Origin of the sequence: Methylobacterium sp. Leaf117, assembly GCF_001422985.1 — a bacterium.
In the GTDB taxonomy this organism is placed as follows: domain Bacteria; phylum Pseudomonadota; class Alphaproteobacteria; order Rhizobiales; family Beijerinckiaceae; genus Methylobacterium.
The window spans coordinates 172879-195637 of sequence record NZ_LMNL01000012.1; the positions used below are offsets into that span (position 1 = coordinate 172879).

The 22759-nt window shown below is 69.3% G+C and carries 21 protein-coding genes; 9 read left to right on the forward strand and 12 right to left on the reverse strand.

Annotated features, from left to right (window positions below; all coding sequences use genetic code 11):
- Positions 1-24 precede the first annotated feature (24 nt).
- Together ASF57_RS26370 and ASF57_RS07860 are read left to right on the forward strand one after the other, a co-directional pair.
- Entirely contained in the window at positions 25-180 is a 156-nt protein-coding gene (locus tag ASF57_RS26370; RefSeq protein ID WP_200935837.1) for a DUF5993 family protein, read from the forward strand.
- Positions 181-192: 12 nt separating this feature from the next.
- A complete protein-coding gene (locus ASF57_RS07860) occupies positions 193-774 on the forward strand; it encodes a disulfide bond formation protein B (RefSeq protein ID WP_056481714.1) in 582 nt (193 codons plus the stop codon).
- 51 nt (positions 775-825) lie between these two features.
- Here ASF57_RS07860 and ASF57_RS07865 read toward each other — a convergent pair whose 3' ends face one another.
- The 5 genes from ASF57_RS07865 to rpsT form a co-directional block, all read right to left on the reverse strand.
- The gene (locus ASF57_RS07865) at positions 826-1455 is read right to left on the reverse strand and encodes a LysE family translocator (RefSeq protein WP_244476861.1); all 630 of its coding nucleotides are present in this window, start codon (positions 1453-1455) and stop codon (positions 826-828) included.
- Positions 1452-2594, reverse strand: coding sequence for a DNA replication/repair protein RecF (recF, locus tag ASF57_RS07870; protein ID WP_056481717.1), 1143 nt, complete (start codon positions 2592-2594; stop codon positions 1452-1454). Before recF ends, ASF57_RS07865 begins: the two co-directional genes overlap by 4 nt.
- 60 nt (positions 2595-2654) lie before the next feature.
- Positions 2655-3776: a DNA polymerase III subunit beta gene (gene dnaN, locus ASF57_RS07875; protein ID WP_056190240.1), complete on the reverse strand. Its 1122-nt coding sequence runs from the start codon at positions 3774-3776 to the stop codon at positions 2655-2657.
- 188 nt (positions 3777-3964) lie between these two features.
- Positions 3965-5476, reverse strand: coding sequence for a chromosomal replication initiator protein DnaA (gene dnaA, locus ASF57_RS07880; RefSeq protein WP_056481720.1), 1512 nt, complete (start codon positions 5474-5476; stop codon positions 3965-3967).
- A gap of 591 nt (positions 5477-6067) precedes the next feature.
- On the reverse strand, positions 6068-6334 hold the full coding sequence (gene rpsT / locus ASF57_RS07885; protein WP_056190238.1) for a 30S ribosomal protein S20: 267 nt from the start codon (positions 6332-6334) through the stop codon (positions 6068-6070).
- Between the two features lie 234 nt (positions 6335-6568).
- On the opposite strand from rpsT, the gene speB reads away from it, so the two are divergent.
- Together speB and ASF57_RS07895 are read left to right on the forward strand one after the other, a co-directional pair.
- On the forward strand, positions 6569-7558 hold the full coding sequence (gene speB, locus ASF57_RS07890) for an agmatinase (protein ID WP_056481723.1): 990 nt from the start codon (positions 6569-6571) through the stop codon (positions 7556-7558).
- A 52-nt stretch (positions 7559-7610) separates the two neighbouring features.
- The gene (locus ASF57_RS07895; RefSeq protein WP_082503824.1) at positions 7611-8261 is read left to right on the forward strand and encodes a glutathione S-transferase family protein; all 651 of its coding nucleotides are present in this window, start codon (positions 7611-7613) and stop codon (positions 8259-8261) included.
- A gap of 42 nt (positions 8262-8303) precedes the next feature.
- Here ASF57_RS07895 and ASF57_RS07900 read toward each other — a convergent pair whose 3' ends face one another.
- From ASF57_RS07900 to ubiE, 4 genes are all read right to left on the reverse strand, one after another.
- Complete coding sequence (locus tag ASF57_RS07900) at positions 8304-8591, reverse strand: hypothetical protein (protein ID WP_244476862.1); 288 nt, start codon at positions 8589-8591, stop codon at positions 8304-8306.
- Positions 8592-8863: 272 nt separating this feature from the next.
- Positions 8864-10165, reverse strand: coding sequence for a phosphopantothenoylcysteine decarboxylase (locus tag ASF57_RS07905; protein WP_056481729.1), 1302 nt, complete (start codon positions 10163-10165; stop codon positions 8864-8866).
- A gap of 44 nt (positions 10166-10209) precedes the next feature.
- Positions 10210-11766 carry a 2-polyprenylphenol 6-hydroxylase gene (gene ubiB, locus ASF57_RS07910; protein WP_056481732.1) on the reverse strand — a complete coding sequence of 519 codons (1557 nt, stop codon included), beginning with the start codon at positions 11764-11766 and terminating at the stop codon, positions 10210-10212.
- Between the two features lie 31 nt (positions 11767-11797).
- Positions 11798-12583, reverse strand: a complete 786-nt coding sequence (gene ubiE, locus ASF57_RS07915; protein ID WP_056190227.1) for a bifunctional demethylmenaquinone methyltransferase/2-methoxy-6-polyprenyl-1,4-benzoquinol methylase UbiE — start codon at positions 12581-12583, stop codon at positions 11798-11800.
- Positions 12584-12781: 198 nt separating this feature from the next.
- On the opposite strand from ubiE, the gene mutM reads away from it, so the two are divergent.
- The gene (gene mutM, locus ASF57_RS07920; RefSeq protein WP_056481735.1) at positions 12782-13681 is read left to right on the forward strand and encodes a bifunctional DNA-formamidopyrimidine glycosylase/DNA-(apurinic or apyrimidinic site) lyase; all 900 of its coding nucleotides are present in this window, start codon (positions 12782-12784) and stop codon (positions 13679-13681) included.
- Positions 13682-13923: 242 nt separating this feature from the next.
- Entirely contained in the window at positions 13924-15369 is a 1446-nt protein-coding gene (locus tag ASF57_RS07925; protein WP_244476863.1) for a sensor domain-containing diguanylate cyclase, read from the forward strand.
- A 16-nt stretch (positions 15370-15385) separates the two neighbouring features.
- Here the strand turns inward: ASF57_RS07925 and ASF57_RS07930 are convergent, their stop codons facing one another.
- The 3 genes from ASF57_RS07930 to uvrB form a co-directional block, all read right to left on the reverse strand.
- Positions 15386-16162 carry a YidB family protein gene (locus ASF57_RS07930; protein ID WP_056481738.1) on the reverse strand — a complete coding sequence of 259 codons (777 nt, stop codon included), beginning with the start codon at positions 16160-16162 and terminating at the stop codon, positions 15386-15388.
- A 66-nt stretch (positions 16163-16228) separates the two neighbouring features.
- Positions 16229-16594, reverse strand: coding sequence for a hypothetical protein (locus ASF57_RS07935; RefSeq protein ID WP_244476864.1), 366 nt, complete (start codon positions 16592-16594; stop codon positions 16229-16231).
- Positions 16595-16706: 112 nt separating this feature from the next.
- A complete protein-coding gene (uvrB, locus tag ASF57_RS07940) occupies positions 16707-19550 on the reverse strand; it encodes an excinuclease ABC subunit UvrB (protein WP_056481741.1) in 2844 nt (947 codons plus the stop codon).
- A gap of 317 nt (positions 19551-19867) precedes the next feature.
- Between uvrB and ASF57_RS07945 the strand changes: the two genes are divergently transcribed.
- From ASF57_RS07945 to ASF57_RS07955, 3 genes are all read left to right on the forward strand, one after another.
- The gene (locus tag ASF57_RS07945) at positions 19868-20404 is read left to right on the forward strand and encodes an ankyrin repeat domain-containing protein (protein ID WP_056190220.1); all 537 of its coding nucleotides are present in this window, start codon (positions 19868-19870) and stop codon (positions 20402-20404) included.
- A 95-nt stretch (positions 20405-20499) separates the two neighbouring features.
- On the forward strand, positions 20500-22260 hold the full coding sequence (locus ASF57_RS07950) for a PQQ-binding-like beta-propeller repeat protein (protein WP_056481744.1): 1761 nt from the start codon (positions 20500-20502) through the stop codon (positions 22258-22260).
- A gap of 71 nt (positions 22261-22331) precedes the next feature.
- The gene (locus ASF57_RS07955) at positions 22332-22754 is read left to right on the forward strand and encodes an acyl-CoA thioesterase (protein WP_056190217.1); all 423 of its coding nucleotides are present in this window, start codon (positions 22332-22334) and stop codon (positions 22752-22754) included.
- The last annotated feature ends 5 nt before the right edge of the window (positions 22755-22759 follow it).

A 22759-nucleotide genomic window follows, 5' to 3' on the forward strand; every position in this document is an offset into this window, starting at 1 on the left:
CCCCGTCGCGAGCCTCGTCGAGCCATGATGGTCATCCCGTTTCTCGGCGTGTTGGGCGCTCTCGCGGCCGCCCTGGCGGGTCGGCGCTCCCTCGCGCTCGGCCTCTGGGGCGTCTCGCTCGTCGCGCTCCTCCTGCTGTTTCGCCAACACGCCTCCGACGCGCTGAACCTGACCTTCTGAAAGGCGGATCCCGTGACAGACGCCCTTCTCACGCCGGTCGGGGCACGCGCCCCGAACGCCCTTGGGCTTGGCGGTTGCAGCGCCATCCTCCTTGTCGCCTTCGGCTATCAGGTGGTCGACGGCGAGTTGCCCTGTCCGCTCTGCATCCTCCAGCGCGCCGCCTTCGCGGCCGCCGGAATGGGCTTTGCCCTGAACGTCTGCCTCGGCGCACGCCCCGGGCACTACGCGATCGTCGTCCTGGGCTCCGTCGCCGGCTTCGGCATCGCCGCCCGGCAGACCCTGCTGCACATCGTGCCCGGCACGGGGGTCTACGGTTCGGCCCTGTTCGGGCTGCACTTCTACGTCTGGTCACTGATCGCCTTCGCGGGCCTGATCGTGGCCGCCGCGATCCTGTGCCTCTTCGAAGGTCAGTTCGCAGCGCGCGATCGACCGTCGAGCCGAGCCCGGATCGGGGGCTTCGGCCTCGCCAGCGTGCTCCTGTTCCTCGCGATCACCCTGGCCAATGCGGGCTCGACCCTGGCGGAATGCGGCGGCGGCCTCTGCCCCGACAATCCCACCCGCTATGAGTTCTGGGATTCGCTGCTCGGCCGCTAGGGAGGCGTCGGGGCTGCCCGAACCCGCTGGCGGTGTGAACCGCGCCTCCACTCAGCGCAGGGCGATGGCGGCCGCGGCCCCCGCCATGACGATCGCCGAGCCCTGGTTGATCCGGCGGCGGGCGCGACGGGCGGTGAAGATGCGTCGCGCTCGCACCGCCGCGAGGACGTAGAGGCCGAGCACGGTGCTCAGCACCATCACCAGGGTCACCGCCATCATCAGCAGGCCGCGCGCCGACAGATGGGACAGATCGACGACGCTCGGGAGCAGGGCCAGGAAGAACAGGATCACCTTCGGGTTGCCGAGGGTCATGGCGAGGCCGCCCAGGAACGCCCGGATGGTGTCCTGGCGCGAGGTCGTGGCGATCGCGGGGGCATCCACCGGGGCGGTCCAGGTCTTCCAGGCGAGATAAACGAGATAGAGGATGCCGCCGACCTTCAGGGCCAGGAAGATCGGGGCCGCGGCCTGCGCCAGGAGGGCGAAGCCGCCGGCCGCGATGGCGAACCAGGTCAGATCCCCCAGGATCATGCCGAGGACGAAGCCGGCGATGCCGCGGGACCCGCTGGTGATAACCCGCGCCACCAGGGCGGCGATGCCCGGGCCGGGGGAGGCTACGACCCCGGCATAGATCATCGCGAATAGGGCAAGGCTGGAAATCGGCATGGTCGCGAAGCGCGTCAATCGCGGGCGATTCGCCCGTCCAGCACCCTTACCATGTCGGCCCGCCCTTCAAGCTCCCCGAACAGCGCCGGGTCGGCCCCCGTCATCCAGACCTGGCCGTGCAGGGCCTCCAGCGCATCGAACAGGCCGGCCCGCCGGCGGGGATCGAGATGCGCCGCGACCTCGTCGAGGAGGATCACCGGCGCGAGCCCGCTCATCGCCTGAACGAGCCGGGCATGGGCCAGCACGAGCCCGATCAGCAGCGCCTTCTGCTCGCCGGTCGAGGCGGTGGCGGCCGGTACGTCCTTCGGGCCATGGCGGACCACGAGGTCGCTGGTCTGCGGCCCGCTCAGCGTTCGGCCCGCCGCCCGATCGCGGGCGCGGCCCTGGCGCAGGGCCGAGCGGAAGCGGTCCTCGGCCTCGATCGCCGGCCACACCGCCACGAGGTCGTCGAGGTCGCCCTCCAGGCGCAGGCCGGCCCAGGGGAAGGGCTGGGCGTCGTCACGGCTCTCGGCGATGAGCCGGTCGAGGCGCTCGGCGGTCTCGCGCCGGGCCAGCGCGACCGCGACGCCGAGTTCCGCGACCTCGCGCTCGACCGCATCGAGCCATTGGCCATCCGTCGGTCGCTCATCCAGCAGGCGGTTGCGCGAGCGCAACGCCCGCTCGAGCGCGTTGACGCGGGCGCCGTGGGTGGCGTCGACCGCCAGCACCAGCCGATCGAGGAAGCGGCGGCGATCGCCCGCCGGCCCTCGGAACAGGCCGTCGAGGTCGGGGGTCAGCCAGACCACCCGGAGGAATTCGGAGAAGGCGACCGGGGAGGGGGCGGTGGCCCCGTCGATCCGGCACAGGCGCGCGGCCCGGCCGTCGAAGCCGGGCGGTTCGTAGCCCGTCCCGATCCGGTGTTCGGTCTCGTCGCCCGCCTGTGTCGCCCCAGCCAGCGACATGGACACGGCGAACCCGCCCGGTCCGCCGGTCCGCGGCATCGCCGACAGGTCGGCGCGGCGCAGGCCGCGTCCCGGCGAGAACAGCGAGATGGCTTCGAGGAGGTTGGTCTTGCCGGCACCGTTCTCGCCCACCAGGGCGACGAAGCGACGGTCGACCGCAAGGTCGAGGTCGGCGTGGTTCCGGAAGTCGCGGCAGATCAGACGGGTGAGACGCACCCGCCAGCCCTTAGCCGATCACCCGCATCCTGTCTCGCGCCGCGACGCAGGACGCGCCGATCACACCCGCATCGGCATCAGGACGTAGAGGGCGGCCGCGCCCTCGCGATCCTGGATCAGGGTCGGGGAACCCGGATCGGCCAGCTTGAACAGGGCGGTGTCACCCTCGAGCTGGCTCGTGATGTCGAGGAGGTAGCGGGCGTTGAAGCCGATATCGAGGGCGGGGGCGTCGTAGTCGACGTCGAGTTCCTCGGTGGCGCTGCCGGAATCCGGGTTGTTCACCGAGAGGGCCAGGCGGCCCTCTTGAACGGCCAGCTTCACTGCGCGGCCGCGCTCGGACGAAATCGTCGAGACACGGTCGACGGCCTTGGCGAAGACGTCGCGCTCGACCGTCAGGAACTTGTCGTTGCCCGAGGGAATCACGCGCTGGTAGTCCGGGAAGGTGCCGTCGATCAGCTTCGAGATCAGAACCACGCCGCTGGCGAACTTGAAGCGGATCTTGGCCGGCGACAGGTCGATCTCGACGCTTTCGCCGCCATCCTCCACGAGCTTGATGATCTCCGCCACCGCCTTGCGGGGCACGATGATGCCCGGCATGTCGCGGCTGCCCTCGGGCGCCTCGATCTCCACGCGGGCGAGGCGGTGCCCGTCGGTGGCGACGCCGCGCATGCGCAGCGTCCCGTCGACCTCGATGGTGTGGAGATAGATGCCGTTGAGGTAGTAGCGCGTCTCCTCGGTCGAGATCGCGAACTGCGTCTTCTCGATCAGGCGCTTCAGGTCGGACGCCGCGATCACGAAGCGGGTCGGCAGCTCACCGGCCGCCAGATCGGGAAAATCCCCCTCCGGGAGGGCGCCGAGCGAGAAGCGCGAGCGTCCCGACCGGATGGTCATCTGGCCGGTCTCGCCGCTGGTCTCGAGGGAGACCTGGGCGCCGTCCGGCAGCTTGCGAACGATGTCGTAGATGACGTGGGCGGGCACCGTGGTGGCACCGGCATCGACCACGTCGGCCGGAATGGTTTCCGTCACCTCGATGTCGAGGTCGGTCGCCCGCAGCTCCAGGCCGCCGGCGTCGCAGCGGAGCAGGACGTTGGACAGGATCGGAATGGTATTCCGGCGCTCCACCACGCGGTGCACGTGGCCGAGCGACCGAAGGAGGGCCGCACGCTCGACAGTGACTCTCATGGTCTGAACTCGTGGTCTCTCGTCGGACGTCGCCAGAACGGGCGCGATCGACGCGCTCCGGTTCCACGTGCGTCCTGGCACCGTGGCCGCTGAACTTGGCGAAGCCTCCCGGCGAACGCAAGTGCGAGAGGCCGGCTATCCCGCGGCGGATTCGGGGCGTCGCATAACGGCGCGACACCCCGGCACGCTCAATCCTGCAGCATGCGCTTCAGGAGCTCGACCTCGTCGTTCAGGACGTTGTCCTCGCCGATCAGCTTGTCGATCTTGCGCACGGCGTGCAGCACGGTGGTGTGATCGCGACCGCCAAAGCGGCGGCCGATCTCCGGCAGCGAGCGCAGGGTGAGCACCTTCGACAGGTACATCGCGATCTGGCGCGGCTTGACCACGGCGGCGGTGCGCCGTTCGGACAGGATGTCGGAGCGCGAGACGTTGTAGCGCGAGGCCACCAGCTTCTGGATGTCCTCGATCTTGATGCGCTTGGGCTCGCGGTTCTTCACGAGGTCGCGAATCGCCGCCTCGGCGGTCTCCATCGTCACGGCCGCGCCCGTCAGGGTGGCGTGCGCCAGCAGCCGGTTCACGGCGCCCTCGAGGTCCCGGCCATTGGCGGTGATCGCCCGGGCGACGTAAGTCGCCACGGTGGGCGAGACTTCGAAGCTCGGATGCGAGACCTGCACGGCGGCGAGTCGCGCCGAGAGGATCGAGGTGCGCAGCTGCTCGTCGAGGGTGCCGATCTCGACCACGAGGCCGCCGGCGAGGCGCGAGCGGACCCGCTCCTCCAGGGCCTCCAACTCGGTTGGCGGACGATCGGAGGCCACCACGACCTGGCGCCCGGCATCGATCAGCGCGTTGATGGTGTGACCGAACTCCGCCTGGATCGACTTACCCTGGATGAACTGGACGTCGTCGAGGATGAGGAGGTCGATGGCCCGCAGACGCTCCTTGAAGGCCAGGGCATTCTGGGTCTTCAGGGCGTTGACGAAGCCGTACATGAAGCGGTCGGCGGTGAGATAGATCACCCGGCGGCCGGATTCGCGGGCGGCATGGCCAATACCGTGCAGCAGGTGGGTTTTGCCCAGGCCGACACCGGCATGGAAGTAGAGCGGGTTGTAGAGCGCCCCCTGTCCGTCGTGCCGGGCGACGCGCTCGGCGGCGGCGTGCGCCAGGGCGTTCGAGCGGCCGACGACGAAGCTCGCGAAGGTCAACCGGTTGTCGAGGGGAGCGCCGTTGAGATCGCCGCCCGCGTCGCCGCGGGGCGCCGGATGGGTTTCACTGTCGGAGCCGACGCTCGATTCGCCGTGCGACGGCATCGTGTTGCCGGCGGCTTGCAGGCGGGCCAGCGGGCTCGCGGCGCTGCTGGTCTTCGGCGTGCTGGTGGCGGGACGCACGGCGGCGGAGGGGCCGCGCACCGACACGTCCAGGCGCGAGACCGATTCGACTTCGCTGCGGAAGGTGTTCAGCACCCGGTCGAGATAATGGGATTCGATCCAGCTCTTGAGGAATCGCGTCGGGACCGTGAGCCGGGCCGTGCCGTCGACGACCTCCACGAGTTCGAGCCGGGCGAACCAGCTGGCGAAGACATCTTCGCCGAGTTCGGCCCGCAGGCGCCGCTTCACCCGAGCCCAGGCGGCCACCGTATCGGGTCCGCTCACGCCGCTCATGCCCATCTCGGCATTGCCGGATACGCTACCGTCGACATGCATCATCGCTCTCCTCGTGCCGAGGACGGAGGGCCGCCACCGGTACGTACGCACACTTGACTGAAGTCGCGTCCCGCGAGGCATTCGCGAGACCCAGATCGCCACCCAAGAGTCAATCGACTCCGGGAGGCCTTTTGTCGATGAAGCAAGCCTATCAACAATAAGCTACGGTTCTCCTAACAGCGGGACTAACGGGGATAGCAAAAATTGCGGCAATTCCGACGCGGGTTACGTCCCCTGAGTCCAGTCGCGAATCCCACCTTGTGGATGATTCGATCTCGACTCGATAGTGCTGAGAATTTGTTGGTTCATCATGACACATCGTTAAGCTACACTCGCGGGACAGGCGTCGCAACAGAACAGATTCAAATGAGGGTTAACGCCTTCTTTCAGAGATTGTCCTGATTCGGGAGTCGCCGGCCGAGCATTCGTGACGAATTCAATCCAAGCGCCGCCGATGCGCGCAGCAGTGAAGCGCGACTGCTGCCAAGAGGCTCCGATCAACGCCGAACGCGCTTCCGGTTGACCGACGCCGAAAACGAAAAAAGCCCGGCATCGCTGCCGGGCTTTTTCAGTCGCGTCTGGAAGAAAGGTTTAGGCGGCGAGCGCCTTCACCCGCGCGGCGAGGCGCGAGACCTTCCGAGAGGCGTTGTTCTTGTGCACGATGCCGTGCTGAGCAGCCCGCATGATCTCGGGCTCGGCGGCGCGGAGGGCGGTCAGCGCATTCGACTGATCACCGGTGGCGATGGCCTCCTCGACCTTGCGGACGAAGGTGCGCATGCGGCTGCGACGCGAGCGGTTGACCGCGGTGCGCTTCGCAATCTTGCGGGTCATTTTCTTGGCCGACACGGTGTTGGCCATGGGGCATCCTCGTCACGTTTGAGGCGATCGCGACGAGCCCTCGGGCTGTGATGTCGGTGGATCGCGTGCAGGTTGTTCGGGCAATGGCGAAGCCGACGATCGCGGTAAGCGCGCCCGTCGGCGATGTGGGCTCTATAGACATGCGTTGCCGATCCGTCAACGGAACGTCATCGTGGCGTCGTCAGGCTTCCGGCCGCCGAGGCCTGCCGAACCTGTCAAACAGCGGGGCGACGGATGGCGAACGAGGCGGACCAGGCAAGGATCGACCAGTATCGGCCTCTCTCGGGCATGGCGACGCCGCGCTTCGTCGGGCTCGCCAGCTTCATGCGCCTCCCGATTCTCGCACCGGCCCAGGCTCCGGGCCGAATCGATATCGGTCTCGTCGGCATTCCGTTCGACGGCGCCACCACCAACCGGCCGGGCGCACGCCTGGGTCCGCGCGGCGTGCGCGAAGCCTCCACCGGCACCCGCGCCCGCAATGCCGCCACGGGCATCGCGCCCTACGACCTTGCGGCCTGCGCCGATCTCGGCGACGTGCCCGTCAATCCCATCGACGTCGGCGCGACCGCGCGCGCCATCGAGGCGTTCTACCGGCCTCTGGCGGAAGCCGGCATCGTGCCGCTCTCGGTCGGCGGCGACCACTTCGTCACCTATCCGGTGCTGCGCGCGCTCGGTCGCACCCGCCCGGTCGGGCTCATCCATATCGATGCCCACAGCGATACCGACGACGCACAATATGACGGAACCCGCCTGACGCACGGCACGCCGTTCCGCCGCGCCATCGAGGACGGCGTCCTCGACCCGAGACGGATGGTGCAGATCGGGCTGCGCGGCAGCATCGATTCGGTGGACGAGCTCGACTGGGCCCGGGACCAGGGCGTCCGTATCGTACCCATGGAAGCGGTGATCGCCCGCGGGCTGCCGGAGGTGCTGGCGGAGGCTCGCAGCGTCGTCGGGACGGCGCCGGCCTATCTGAGCTTCGACATCGACGCCCTCGACCCCGCCTATGCGCCCGGTACCGGCACGCCGGAGATGGGAGGCTTCACCGCCCGGGAAGCCCTGCAGATCGTGCGGGCTCTGCGCGGGCTCGATCTCATCGGCGCCGACGTGGTCGAGGTCGCGCCACCTCTCGACCCGTCGGGGATAACGGCACTGGCCGGAGCGACCCTCACCTTCGAGATCCTGTGCCTCCTGGCCGAGGCCGTCGCGGCGCGGCGCGATTGACCTCGTGCGATTGACGCGGCGCGTCCCGTCCGGGAAGGCTGCGCCGGCGATGATGCAGGAGACACGCTTGAGCGACGCCATCACCCTCTACCACGCGCCGCAGACGCGCTCGTCCGGCGTGCGTATCCTCCTGGAGGAACTCGGGGCCCCGCATCGTCTCGAGGTCATCGACCTGCGATCGGGGCAGGGACGGGATGCCGCCTACCTCCGGATCAATCCCCTCGGGAAAGTCCCGGCTTTGCGCCACGGCGAGGCGCTGATTACCGAGCAGGCGGCGATCTACCTCTACCTCGCCGACCTGTTTCCGGAGCGCGGCTTGGCTCCCCCGATCGGCGACCCGCTGCGCGGGCCGTACCTGCGCTGGATGGTGTTTCACGGATCGAGCTTTGAGCCGGCGGTGGTCGACCGGGCGCTCCAGCGTGAGGCCGGCCCCCGGGCGATGTCGCCCTACGGGGATTTCGATGCCGTCCTGAAGTCGGTTGTGGACGCCCTGTCGTCGGGACCGTGGCTTCTCGGCGAGCGGCACTCGGCGGCCGACGTTCTCTGGGGAGCCACCCTGGGATGGACGACGCGCTTCAAGCTCGTACCGGAGGAGCCCGCGATCATGGCCTACCTCGCCCGTGTCGCAGCCCGTCCGGCCGTTCTCAAGATGATGGCGGAGGACGCCGCTCTCTCGGCGAAGATGGAGGCGGCGCGGGCCTGACCGCGCGACCGACCGCAGAGGAACAACCGATCAGCGGAACGCTCAGCCGCGCGGCAGGGGCGTTCCGGTGCTGGTGATCGCCAGGTCGGACGCCGGTGCGGCGTGGCCGAAGGCGGCGATGAGGTGGACCCCGATCACCGGGCCGAACACCAAGGTCATCATCACGGCCATGATCAGCGCGACATTGGCATCGCCCGGCGCGGCGCGCCGTGGCTTGGAACGGCGCGCCTTGACGCGCACCAGTTTCGATCCGTCGATGCGGCGGAAGCTCAGGGTTCGCACCGGGGCGACGGCACCACGCAGACGCGGAAGGGCATTCGAGAAGGTCATCGGCTCACCTCATTCGACCGGGCCATCGCAGGCCGGTCGCGGGCGAGCCCGATCAAGCGATCAGGCGCGGGTCACGCGGAGGGCCGTCGGCAGCGCGGTCCATCGACTACTGTCGCTGGGCATTAGGGTCGGGAGTTCCTGTGGAGCCGCATGGGCGAGCGGGATGTGCTGCACGTGCGAACGACGCCGAAATGATGCGGCGGGAGGCGTTAGTCAAGGCTTAACGCGCCGGCGCGCGATCGGCTCCGCAGGCTTTTGCGGGTCGCCGGAGCTCAGGCGTCGAGCAGGCCGGCGAAGTGCCGGATCAGGCGCCGGCCGACCTCGTCCTTGTCGAGGGTCGGCCAGGTTTCGACCGTGCCGTCGCGTCCGACGAGATGCACGGTGTTGGCGGTGCCACCCATGACCCCACCGGCCGGCGAGACGTCGTTGGCGACGATGAGATCGCAGCCCTTGCGGGCGATCTTGGCGCGGGCGTTGTCGAGGACCGTGTCGGTCTCGGCCGCGAAGCCGACCACGAGGCGCGGGCGCCCGGCCGTCCGCCCGGCGATGGTGGCGAGGATGTCCGGGTTCTCCACCAGGGCGAGGGGAGCCGGCGCGGTCCCGTCCTTCTTGATCTTCGACGCGCGGGTCTCGGCCGGGCGCCAGTCGCCGACGGCAGCGGCGAAGATGGCGAGATCGGCCGGCAGGGCGGCCTCGACCGCCGCCAGCATCTCGCGCGCGGTCTCGACCGGGACCACCCGTACACCGGCCGGGGCCGGGATCAGAACCGGCCCGGAGACCAGGGTCACGTCGGCCCCGGCGGCGGCGGCGGCGGCCGCGATGGCGTGGCCCTGCCGTCCGGAGGATCGATTGGCGAGATAGCGCACCGGGTCGATCGGCTCATGGGTCGGCCCGGAGGTTACGAGAACGCGCTTTCCGGCGAGCGGTCCGGCGGGTGGTGCGCCCGGCGCGGATCGTCCGGCGAGGAAGCCGAAGCCTGCGGATGGCCGGGTCTCGGACGGCTGCGTTTCCGCCTGGGAGCCATCGGCCAGGAGCGCTTCCACCGCGTCGGCGATTTCGGACGGTTCGGCGAGGCGCCCCGGGCCGAACTCCGCCTCCGCCATGGCGCCGTCGTTGGGGCCGATGACGCGGACGCCGTCGCCCTTGAGGGTCGCGAGGTTTCGCCGGGTCGCGGGGTGCTGCCACATCCGCACGTTCATGGCCGGTGCGATCAGGATCGGCAGCGTGGTGGCGAGAAGCACGGTGGCGGCCAGATCCGAAGATTCGCCGGTGGCCATCCGGGCCATCAGGCTGGCGGTGGCGGGCGCCACCACGATGGCGTCCGCATCCCGCGCCAGCTTGATATGGCCGATATCCGCTTCCTCGGCCCGGTCGAACAGATCGGTATGGGCACGCTCGCCGGCCAGGGCCGCCGCCGCCAGGGGCGTCACGAATTCCTGTGCCCCCTTGGTCAGCAGGGGTCGGACCTGCGCTCCGCGCTCACGCAGGCGCCGGATCAGGTCCAGCGCCTTGTAGGCGGCGATGCCGCCCCCGATCACGAGGAGGATGCGGCGGTTCTGGAGCGGGCGGGTCATGATCCGGAACCCCTTAAGGCAAAGCAATCAGGCCGGCGCAAAAGCTACCGGAAGGCCATCACCAGCGCACCGATGGCGATGCCCCAGAGGGCCAGTGTCGACCAGATCGTGCGCCGGCGCTCGGCCCGCGCGAAGGCGTCGAGGCTTTTGCCGTCGCCCGAACCGGCCTCGTCGAGGCGCACCAGGATGCGGCGCAGGCGCTGGGCGAGGTCGGGGAGGTCCGAGACCACGTCGGTGATGGTGAGGGCGGCGCGGCCCAGACTCTCGACCCGTCCCACCGGCCCGAGGTTGCGGGCGATCCAGGAGCGCACCACCGGCTCGGCGCCGGTCCACATGTCAAGTTGCGGATCGAGGGAGCGGGCGACGCCCTCGACCACCACCATGGTCTTCTGCAGCATCACCAGCTCGGTGCGGGTGCTCATGTCGAACAGGGCGGTGATGTCGAACAGCAGGGTCAGCACCTTGGCCATCGAGATCTCGTCGGCCTTGCGCTGGTGGATCGGCTCGCCGATCGCCCGGATGGCCTGGGCGAAATCCTCCACCGAGTGGTGCGCCGGCACGTAGCCGGCCTCGAAATGCACCTGGGCCACGCGCTTGTAGTCGCGCAGGATGAAGCCGAGCAAGATCTCGGCCAGGAACCGGCGCTCCATGTGCCCGAGGCGGCCCATGATGCCGAAATCCACCGCCACCAGGGTACCGGTCGGATCGACGAACAGGTTCCCGGGATGCATGTCGGCGTGGAAGAAGCCGTCCCGGATGGCATGGCGCAGGAACGACTGGATCACCGCCCGGCCGAGGGCCTTCGGATCATGTCCGGCGGCCACGATGGCGGCGCGATCATTGAGGCGGATCCCCTCGATCCACTCGCTCGCCAGGACGTCGCGGCCGGTCAGCTCCCAGTCGGGTTTGGGCACGCGGAAATCGGCATCGTCGCGGGTGTTCTGCGCGAGTTCGGACATCGCGGCCGCTTCGAGCCGGAAATCCATCTCCATCATCACGGAGCGCGCCAGGATCTCGACCACCTCGCGCGGTCGCAGGCGCTCGGCCTTGGGCGACAGCACGTGCACCACGCGTGCCATGAAGCGCATGACCTGGAGGTCGCGCTGGAAGCGCTCGCGCACGCCGGGGCGCATGATCTTGATCGCCAGGACGCGCACGGCCCCCTCGTCGTCGAGGATATGGGCCTTGTGGACCTGGGCGATCGAGGCCGCCGCGATGGGCGGGCTGAACGAGACGAAGAGCTGTCCCACCGGCCGCCCGAGGGTGGCCTCGACCACCCGGATGGCGACGTCCTGCGGGAAGGGCGGAACCCGGTCCTGAAGCGTTTCCAGGTCGCGCGCCGCCTCCATGCCGACGATGTCGGGGCGGGTGGCGAGGAACTGGCCGAACTTGACGTAGCTCGGACCCAGGCGGGTCAGGGCGCGCTGCAGGGGGCCGGCGCCGCTTCCGAGGCCCGGACGCTCCAACATCCGCCCGAGGCGCAGAGCGAAGCGGAGATGCGGCGGCAGCTCGGCGGAATCGACCAGCGCCAGGGCGCCCTCGCGGGCGAGCACGAAGCCGACCTGCGCGCCCCGGGCCAGATGAACGACGGCGCCGAGCATCAGGACGCCCGGCCCGTCGTGAGAGCGACCCTCACGAGACCTTCCAGCCCGAATGGATCGCCACGATGCCGCCGGTCAGCGGCCGGTGGCTGACATGGCGGAAACCCGCCGCCTCGATCATCCCGGCGAAGCGGCCGGGGGAGGGGAACTTGCGGATCGATTCCACGAGGTAGCGGTAGGAATCGGCGTCCCCCGCCACCTGCGCCCCGAGGCGCGGAATCACGTGGAACGAGTAGGCGTCGTAGATCCGATCGAGCACCGGCAGGTCGACCTTGGAAAATTCCAGGCAGAGGAAACGGCCGCCCGGCTTCAGAACCCGGTGCGCCTCCGCCAGGGCCTTGTCGATGCGCGGCACGTTCCGGATGCCGAACGCGATGGTGTAGGCGTCGAACTGCTCGGGCGGCAGCGGCAGCGCCTCGGCATTGGCGGTCACGAAATCGATCCGCCCCGTGAAGCGGTCGCCCGCCCGCTCGGCGCCGACCCGAAGCATCGCCTCGTTGATGTCGAGGACGGTGGTGTGGGTGGCGGGACCACCCGCCTCCAGGGCCCGGAACGCGATATCGGCGGTACCGCCGGCGACATCGAGGTGGCGGAAGGGCCGGTTGCGCGGGGGCCGCAGCATCGAGATCAGGTGCGACTTCCAGGCGCGGTGGAGTCCGCCCGACATCAGGTCGTTCATGAGGTCGTAGCGCTTGGCGACCGAGCGGAACACGTCGTCGACGCGCCCCTGCTTCTCGTCGAGCGCCACGTTCTCGAAGCCGAAATGCGTGCTCGCCGCCTCTTCGGACTGCGCGACCGACCGTTTGACCGAACTCATGGACCACCCTCTCGCGGACGCTCATAGCGAAACGTGGCCGAAATCGCCATCTGCCTTGCGGACGGTTTCACCAACGGCGAAGCCGCACAGGACCCGGCGGTCCCGCCGCATATGACCCGGCGGTCCCGCCGCATATGACCCGGTGGTCCCGCCGCACCTGACCCACGCCAACGCCGCACCGAGATCCCGATCCCGCCCATGCCCGAACTTCCGGAAGTCGAAACCGTCCGCCTCGGCCTCGCGCCGGCCCTGGTGGGGACCCGCTTCGCCCGGGTGGTCCTGCGGCGGCCGAATCTGCGCTTCCCGTTCCCCGCGCGCTTCGCGGAGCGCCTGGAGGGGCACAGGGTCACGGATCTGGCGCGACGGGCGAAGTACCTGGTGGCCACCCTCGATTCCGGCGAATCGCTCATCATGCACCTGGGCATGACCGGCCGCTTCGACGTGGCGTTACCCGACGGGCGCAACCTGTCGCCGGGGGACTTCTACCTCGAGGGCGCGCAGGGCAACGCCAAGCACGACCACGTGGTGATGGCGATGTCGAACGGCGCGACCGTGACCTATAACGACGCCCGGCGCTTCGGCTTCATGGACCTCGTCCCGACCGAGACGCTTTCGGCCAGCCGTCACTTCGCCGGGATGGGCCTCGAGCCCCTCAGTGCGGCGCTGACGCCGGAAGCCGTGGCGCGCCTGTTCCGAGGCAAGATCACGCCGCTGAAGGCCGCACTCCTCGACCAGCGCCTGATCGCGGGCCTGGGCAACATCTATGTCTGCGAGGCTTTGCATCGGGCGGGACTCCATCCCGAGACGCGGGCAGGAGCCCTGGCCAAACCGGATGGCACGCCCACGCCGAAGGCGCGCCGGCTCGCCCGGGTGATCGGCGAGGTGCTGACGGAGGCGGTGGCGGCCGGCGGCTCGACCTTGCGGGACTACGCCCATCCCGATGGCGGCAGCGGCGCTTTCCAGCATGCTTTCCGCGTCTACGATCGTGTCGGCCATTCTTGTAGCGGCAAAGGCTGTACTGGTACGATCGAGAGGATCATTCAATCCGGACGGTCGACATTCTTCTGCGCGAGCTGTCAGCCCCGATCCGCGAAATAACAGCGCAGGATTCCGCCGCTTCTCGTCGCTGATGACAACGAGGGATGTCGGACGTTAAACCTCATTTGATATTTCGCTGCGACCATCATCTCCGGCGAACGGAATTCCGGTTCTTCGGAAGACTGGGTGCCCAACCATAAGCTTACAGGTTTTGGCCCCATACAATCAGGTTGGGAACAGCGCGGGGAGGGCGCTGTGTCTGCCTGATCCGTGTCGCCGACCCCTCGGAATCCAGGGCGCGCATGTACCCCATCGCCAGCAACGAAGCGGACCGCCTGAAGGCGCTGCGGGACCTCGAGATCCTGGATGCCGAAGCGGAACCGCATTTCGACGCCATCTGTCGCACGGCGACGGCCCTGTTCGGCATGCCGATCTCCTACGTCTCGCTGATCGCGGAGGATCGTCAGCACTTCATGGCCCGGTGCGGTCTCGACCTCGACGGCACGGCCCGCGAGGGAGCATTCTGCAACTACGCCATCCTGTCCGATGCGGTGTTCGTGGTCGAGGACGCCGAGGAGGATTCCCGCTTCTCCCGCAGTCCCCTGGTCGTCGGGCCACCCCATGTCCGCTTCTATGCCGGCGCTCCGCTAATTGCATCGGCGGGGCACCGGGTCGGCATCCTCTGCGTCCTCGATACCAAACCGCGCCGGTTTTCCGCCGACGATCGCGCCCGGTTGCAGGATCTCGCCTCGGTGGTCAGCGCTCAGTTGAGCCTGCATCGGGCGAAGGCCAAGCTGCGCGAGCGCGAGGCGCATTACCGGCTGCTGGCCGAGAACAGCTCCGACATGGTGATCTGGGCGACCCTCGACACCGTTCGCCGCTACGTGTCGCCGGCGTCCCGAACCCTGCTGGGCTACGAGGCCGACGACCTCATCGGCACCCGTCCGATGGATCATGTCCATCCCGCCGATGCCGAAGCCTATGGCCGGCTTCTGAACGACCTCTGCGAGGCCCGCGTGACGCAGGCGGTCTCGACCCAGCGCTACCGACGCAAGGATGGCAGCTGGATCTGGGTCGAGGTGAATTTCAACGTCACCTACGAGGCGGACGGTGAACGCCCCAGCGGCTACGTGGCAGCGGCACGAGACATCACGGCCCGCAAGGAAGCGGAGTTCCAGATCGCTCATATGGCGCGCCACGACGCACTCACCGACCTCGCCAACCGGACGCTGTTCCGCGAACGGCTGGTCCAGGAGCTGAGCATGAGCCAGCGCCGCTCCGCCAGCTTCGCCGTGCTATGCCTCGATCTCGATCGCTTCAAGTCGGTGAACGACACCCTCGGGCACCAGGCGGGCGACGCTCTCCTGCGCGCGGTCGCGACCCGGTTGCGCGGCCTCGTGCGGGCCGAGGACACCGTCGCCCGGATCGGCGGCGACGAGTTCATGATCATCCAGACCGGCCCCGTGGTCGGCAGCAGCATCCGCAATCTGGCCCAGCGCCTGATCGAGGTCGTCGCCCAGCCGATCGATCTCGACGGGACCCGCGTATCGGTCGGCGTCAGTGTCGGCGTCGCCATGGCGCCTCAGGACGGCGCCGACCCCGACGTGCTGTGCCGCCATGCGGATATCGCGCTGTTCCGCGCCAAGGATGCGGGGCGTAACACCTTCCGGCTCTACGAAGCCGGAATGGATTTCGGGTCCGGATCGGCCACCGACTTCCGCCGGGTCGGTGACGTCCCAGCGGCGTGAGCCGACCCGAGCGGCGTCACCAGCCCCGGACGTCCTCGCCGGTCGGGCGCCGGCCCTGGGGTGTCAGGCCGTTGATCACCTGCGGCAGAACCTGGGAAAGTTGCGACAGCAGATCGTCGCGGTTGAGACCGGTTCGCTGCTGAAGGGTATCCACGGTGTCCGGACCGAGCGCGTCCGCGAGCCGGTTGGGCTCGACCGGGCGGTTGCTGCCATGCCCGATCCACGACTCCATGACGTCGCCGAGGCCGCCGCGCTGGAAGCGATCGATCAGACCGTCGAGGCCCGACTGGCCGTCCTGTGGCTCGTGGTCCAGGCGGGCGTAGGGGCCTGCACCGGCGCTGCGATCACCCAATCCGACGCCACGGTCTCCGGGGCCATCCAGCATCCCGGACAGATCGCTGAAATCGCCCCCGCGGCTCGGCGGCTGCGCATCCTCATACCCGCCACGCCCGTATCCCGCGCCGCGTCCGCGATCCTGCCCTCCATCCTGGCCGCTATCCTGGCCGAACCCACCGATATCACCCTCGTCGTGGCCACGGGGATCACGCGCCTCGCCGCGCTGGCCGCCGCCGAGCAGATCGCCGAGGCCACCGGCCCCCTTCGACATCAGGAGCATCAGCAGCGCCTGCACGATCGGCGACATGGCGCCGCCCAGCATTCCTCCGGACGCACCACCGGATGGGCCACCGCCGAAGCCGCCACCGTGTCCGCCACCGCGCTCCGGCTCACGTCCCTGACCACCGCCGAGCACTTGGCCGAGTACACCACCGATGACTTGATCGAGCAGGCCCATGAGCGTTCTCCCCTATCCCGTGAATTGTGATCCGGGTCGCGCCCCCGGAAGCGGCCGCTGGTTCGCCTAGTCGCGTCGGCTGCCGCCGGTGCCGGCGCGATCCTTGGCGGGCAGATGATCAAGAGGATTGGTCCGTGCGCCCGGTTTGGCGCCAGCCGCGGTGATCACCGTGCCGGAGGAAATCGCGCTCGGCGGCGCGACCTGCCCGGTCGGCCGCGTGGCCGGAGCGGTTCCGTCGTTCGACGGCACGGTGGCGGGTGTCGGCTGGTCGTTGGGATTGGCCACCGTCTGGGCCGCCGCGGGCCGCAGGCTGGCCGGGGTGATGAGCATCCCGACGGCACCCGACACAGCCAGACCGGCCAGGAACAGCGAGGTCACACCGGAACCGGCGCGGGGCCGAAAGGGCGGACGTGGGCACTTGATCGTCGTCACGGGCGGTCTCCGGGGCGATGGTCTGAAGGTCTCAAACCAAGCCCCGGCGTCCCGAAGGGTTCCGGCCCCAGGGGCCACCATCGGCCAAGTCGACCGACAATCGCTCCGACGTTCAGCCGCGCTTGCGCCCGCCGCCGCCCTTGTATTTGGGCTTCTGTCCGCCGAGTCCCTGCGTCGACCGTGCCTTCGGACGCTCCTGCCATTGCGGCGGCGCCGATCCGACCGGTAGTTCGCGGTCGGTGCCCGGCCCCATATTGTCGAGCGTCGGCTTCGCGATCCGGCTCTGCTTGGCCCCGAAGCGCCCGGCCTCGCGCTCCACGTCGCCCTGTCGCGCCATGGGATCGTCCGAGACCAGGAGTTCCGTGGCCTGGAGGCGCTTGAGTTCGTCGCGCAGGCGTGCGGCCTCCTCGAAGTCGAGGTCGGCGGCCGCGGTCCGCATCCGTTTCTCGAGGTCGGCCATGACCGCCTTGAGGTTGTGACCGATGGTGACGGCGTTCTTGGCGAGCCCCGTATCCACCTGGACATGGTCGCGCTCGTAGACGCTGTCGAGAATGTCGGCGATTCCGCGCTTCACGCTCTGCGGCGTGATGCCGTGCTCCTCGTTGTAGGCGAGTTGCTTGGTGCGGCGGCGCTCGGTCTCGGCCATCGCCCGCTCCATCGAGCCGGTGATGTTGTCCGCATAGAGGATGCAGCGTGCATCGGCGTTGCGGGCGGCGCGCCCGATGGTCTGCACCAGCGAGGTCTCCGAGCGCAGGAAGCCCTCCTTGTCGGCATCCAGGATGGCCACCAGGGCGCATTCCGGGATGTCCAGGCCTTCTCGAAGGAGGTTGATGCCGATGAGGACGTCGAACGCCCCCAGCCGCAGGTCGCGGATGATCTCGATGCGCTCCAGGGTGTCGATGTCCGAGTGCATGTAGCGGACGCGCACGCTGTTCTCGTGCAGGTACTCGGTCAGATCCTCGGCCATGCGCTTGGTCAGCGTCGTCACCAGCGTGCGGTAGCCGGCCTGCGCCACCTCGCGCACCTCGCCGAGCAGGTCGTCGACCTGGGAGCGGGCGGGGCGGATTTCGATCACCGGGTCGACGAGGCCGGTCGGGCGGATGACCTGCTCGGCGAAGACGCCGCCGGTCTGCTCCATCTCCCACTTGGCGGGCGTGGCCGAGACGTGGATCGATTGCGGCCGCATCGCGTCCCATTCCTCGAACCGCAGCGGGCGGTTGTCGAGGCAGGAGGGCAGGCGGAAGCCGTACTCGGCCAAGGTCGCCTTGCGGCGGAAGTCGCCCTTGTACATGCCGCCGATCTGCGGAACCGTCACGTGGCTCTCGTCGGTGAAGACCAGGGCGTTGTCGGGCAGGTATTCGAACAGAGTCGGCGGCGGCTCGCCGGGCTTTCGTCCGGTCAGGTAGCGCGAATAGTTCTCGATGCCGTTGCAGGCCCCGGTGGCCTCGATCATCTCGATGTCGAAGGTGCAGCGCTGCTCGATGCGCTGGGCCTCGATCAGGCGGCCCATCTTGGTCAGTTCGTCGACGCGCAGCTTGAGTTCGGTCTTGATGCCCTTGATCGCCTGCTGAAGGGTCGGGCGCGGCGTGACGTAGTGCGAATTGGCGTAGACCTTCACGAACTTCAGGTCGTTGATCTTCTTGCCGGTGAGCGGATCGAACTCGGTGATCGACTCGATCTCGTCGCCGAACAGCCCGATGCGCCAGCCGCGATCCTCCAAGTGGGCGGGCCAGAGTTCGATCACGTCGCCGCGCACCCGGAAGGTGCCGCGGGCGAAGTCGGACTGGATGCGCTTGTACTGGAGCGCCACCAGGTCGGCGATGAGCTGGCGCTGCTCGATCTTCTCCTCCAGCGACACGGTGAACGACATCGCCGTATAGGTCTCGACGGAGCCGATGCCGTAGATGCACGAGACCGAGGCGACGATGATGACGTCGTCGCGCTCGAGCAGGGCGCGCGTCGCGGAATGGCGCATCCGGTCGATCTGCTCGTTGATCGACGATTCCTTCTCGATGAAGGTGTCCGAGCGCGGCACGTAGGCCTCGGGCTGGTAGTAGTCGTAGTACGAGACGAAGTACTCCACCGCGTTGTCGGGGAAAAAGCTCTTGAACTCGCCGTAGAGCTGCGCCGCCAGGGTCTTGTTCGGTGCCAGGATCAGGGCCGGGCGCTGCGTCGCCTCGATGATCTTCGCCATGGTGAAGGTCTTGCCGGAGCCGGTGACGCCCAGGAGCACCTGGTCGCGTTCCGCCTTCTTCACGCCGTCCACCAACTCGGCGATGGCGCGGGGCTGGTCGCCCGCCGGCTCGAACTCGGACTTGAGCGTGAAGGCCAAGCCGCCCTCGGATTTCTTCGGCCGGTCCGGCCGGTGCGGCACCCAGGTCTGGCCGTCGCGGAACAGCGGATTGCCCTCGGTGAGGAGGCGCGAAAGCGCATCCACCGTGGCCGAGACCCCGTCGGTGGCGAGGGAGCTGTCCCCATCATCCGCCAGACCTTCCGGCACCGGCCCGTCCTCGGGTGCGCGCAGGCCGAGGGCCTGGGCGAGGCGCGGGTCGACATCGGCCGCATCGCCCTGGGCGAACGTCGCCTGTGCGGCCTCGCCGAAGCCCATGCCGGTGGTCTTGTCAGGGGCGGGCGACTTGTCGGAACCGGCTGCCTTGTCCGAACCAAGTGCCTTGTCCGAACCGGCTGCCTTGCCGGCTGCCGCGTTGGCCTGCCCCTTGCGCGCGGCCGGCTTCTTGGGCTGGCCGGGACGGGGCGGGGCCGGCGGTTCGATGGCCGGAAGACGGTTGCGGTTCAGTGCCGGGCTGAGCAGGGCCGCCAGATGCTCGTCGAGGGGCTGCAACTCGGGCTTCGACGCCTTCGAAGTGGCCCTTTGGGAATGGGACGTTCTGGCGCCCGCACGCTGGGCACTCGGGACCGGGTCGGACGCGTCGCGGGGCTTCTTCGAGATCGGCATCCCCTGAGTATGGTTCTTGCCCCCCCGTTGGGAAAGAGCCGCGCCCGGATGATCTGATCGCCCCTGCGGCTTGGCCCGCCGCAGCGGCCGATCCGGGGCGATTTGGCGCGCCTCCCCGGTGTCGCGTTGCCTCTGCGGGGATGCGGTGGCGTGAAAGCAGACGAGCGGATGCAGGGGTGGATCGCGGCCCGCAGGCGCAGCCAATTCCTCGACTCTCGGCCGGGGCGCGATAGATCTCGACGGAAACAGGATTTCAGCCCGAACGCCTGTCGACCGCTCCAGCGCCAGAAATCCCCGAATCGAACAGCGGACACCCCATGGACCCCGACGCCCCGGCGAAACCCGAACTCGATGCGGACACCCTGGCCTTCGCCGGCCGGGTCTTCCAGTATGCCCGCATGGGTCATGCGGACGAGTTGGCCGAGCTGTTCGGCCAGGGTCTCCCGGCGAACCTATGCAACGACAAGGGTGACAGTCTGCTGATGCTCGCCGCCTATAACGGGCAGGCCGAGACCGCGCGGGTGATCCTGGAGAACGGCGGCGACCCCGAACTCGCCAATGTGCGCGGACAGACGCCGCTCGCCGGCGCGGCCTTCAAGGGCGACCTCGACATCGCCGGGCTTCTCCTCGCTCACGGGGCGCAGGTGGATGGCACGGGCGGCGGCACGCGCACCGCCCTGATGACGGCCGCGATGTTCAACCGGACCGAGATGGTCGCGCTCCTGCTGCAGCACGGCGCCGACCCGGACCTGCGCGACGGCGCCGGGCTCACCGCCGCCGAGATGGCCCAGTCGATGGGGGCCGCCGACACGCCGCTGCAACTGGCCAAGGCTCGGCGCCCCGGCACCGCCTGAAAGGCTGGCGAGCGCAACGTCGCTCCAGGGAGGAAACCCCGATGAGACTCGCACGCCTGAGACTCGCACGCCTGAGACTCGCACGTCCGGCCGTCATGGCCGTCCTCCTCGCAGCGGCGACGCCCTGGCCGGCGGTGGCGGCCGACGATTGGCCGATGTTCGGCCGCGACCATACCAACCAGCACTTCTCGCCGCTGACCGGGATCGACCGCGGCAACGTGACGTCGCTGCGTCCGGCCTGGATCTTCCAAACCGGCATCACCGGGTATTTCCAGGCGGAACCGGTGGTGGTCGGGACGACGCTCTACGTCTCCACCACGCAGAATCACGTGGCCGCCCTCGATGCCCGCGACGGCCGGGTGCTGTGGACCTACACCCACAAGGCCCGCACCGAGAAGATCTTCGGCCCGCCCTCGAACCGGGGCGTGGCGGTCTCGGACGGCAAGGTCTTCGAGGCCACGATGGACGGGCGGGTGATCGCTCTCGATGCCGCAACCGGCAAGGTCCTGTGGGACCACGAGGCGGTGCGCCCGGAGGAGGGTGAATCCGAGACCGCCTCGGCCTTGGCCGAGGGGCTGGGAGCCGGCACCGTGCAGGGGTCGAGCCGCCTCGGCTTCAAGATGCCGCCGCTGGTGGCCGACGGCCTCGTCATCGTGGGGGTGGCGGGGGCCGGCTACGGCCTGCACGTGGAAGACGCCAAGGGCGGCCTCGACGGCGGCGCGGTGGTGGGCATCGAGGGCGGCTACGGCCGCCGCGGCTGGCTCGCCGCCTACGACGCCGCCACCGGAGCCGAGCGCTGGCGCTGGTACGTCACCAAGGCGGACGGCTGGGAGGGGGATTTCTCCGCGACGACGCCGGACGGCGTCGCGCTTCATCGCGACATCGCGGCCGAGAAGGCGGCCGCCCCGATGCACCGGGAGGCCTGGCGGGTCGGTGGCGGCTCCCTCTGGATGACGCCGGCCTACGACCGGGACCTCGGGCTGATCTATGTCGGCACCGGCAACCCGGCGCCGCAGAATTTCGGTCTCTCGCGCCCGGGCGACAACCTCTATACCATGAGCCTCGTCGCCCTCGACGTCCGCACCGGGCAGCTGCGTTGGTACTACCAGCAGGTCCCGCACGACGAGTGGGGCTACGACGTGGCGAGCCCGCCCTTCCTGCTCGACCAGCCGACCCCACAAGGGCCGGTCAAGGCCGTGGCGCAGGGCTCGAAGACCGGCTGGCTCTACGTCCACGACCGCTCAACCGGCAAGCTCCTGACGAAGTCCGCGCCGCTGATCGCGCAGAAGAACCTCTACGCCCCGCCGACCGAGGCCGGCACGGTGGTGAGCCCCGGCCCCCTCGGGGCGATCTCCTGGCACCCGGTCGCCTACGATCCGCGCGCCGGCACCGCCTTCGCGCAGGTCCGGCACGGGGCCACGACCTACGTGGTGAAGACCGTGCCGGCGGCCGGCGACCGCCCGGCGATCCGCTACACCGAGACGACCGAGGCCAAGGGCGAGCCCAGCTTCAGCACCCTGACGGCGGTGGACCTCGCCAAGGGCGGCGCGATCAAGTGGAGCGTGAAGGGCGGCAGCCGCCTCTCCGGCGGCACGCTGGCCACCGCCTCCGGCCTCATCTTCTCCGGCGAGGAGGACGGCCATCTCGATGCCCACGATGCCGGGACCGGCGCCGTCCTGTGGCGCTTCCAGTGCGGCGCGGGGATCGGCGGCCCGCCGATCACCTATGCGATCGAAGGCCGGCAATACGTCGCGGTGGCAGCCGGGGGCGCCTCCTTCACCAAGGGCTCGGGCTTCGGCACCGGCGACGCGCTGGTGGTGTTCGCGCTGCCGGACGGAGCGCCTGTTCGCCCGTGATCGGATGTGACATGACGGCGCGGGCGGCGCGCGGCTTGCGTGGGCCGCCCCTCGCAACCAGAGACTGCACCATGACGACCGACGCCGCCGAACCGCACCAGCCCGAGAATCGCGGGCCGCCGGTGGTCCGCACCATCGCCATGCCGGCCGATACCAATCCGGCCGGCGACATCTTCGGCGGCTGGCTGATGGGTCAGATGGACCTGGCCGCCGGCAACATCGCGGCGCGGCGCTCGCGCGGGCGCTGCGCGACCATTTCGGTCGAGGCCATGACGTTCCACCGCCCCGTGATCGTCGGCGACGAGGTCAGCATCTACGCCTGGATCGTGCAGGTCGGCCGCACCTCGATGCGCATCCAGGTCGAGGTCTGGCGGCGCGAACGCGAGGGCGAAACGACCATGAAGGTGACGGAGGGGCTGTTCACCTTCGTGGCGATCGGCGCGGACCGCCGCCCCCGGGTGATTCCGACCGAGTCCGCATCGGTCCCAGCGTGAATCGG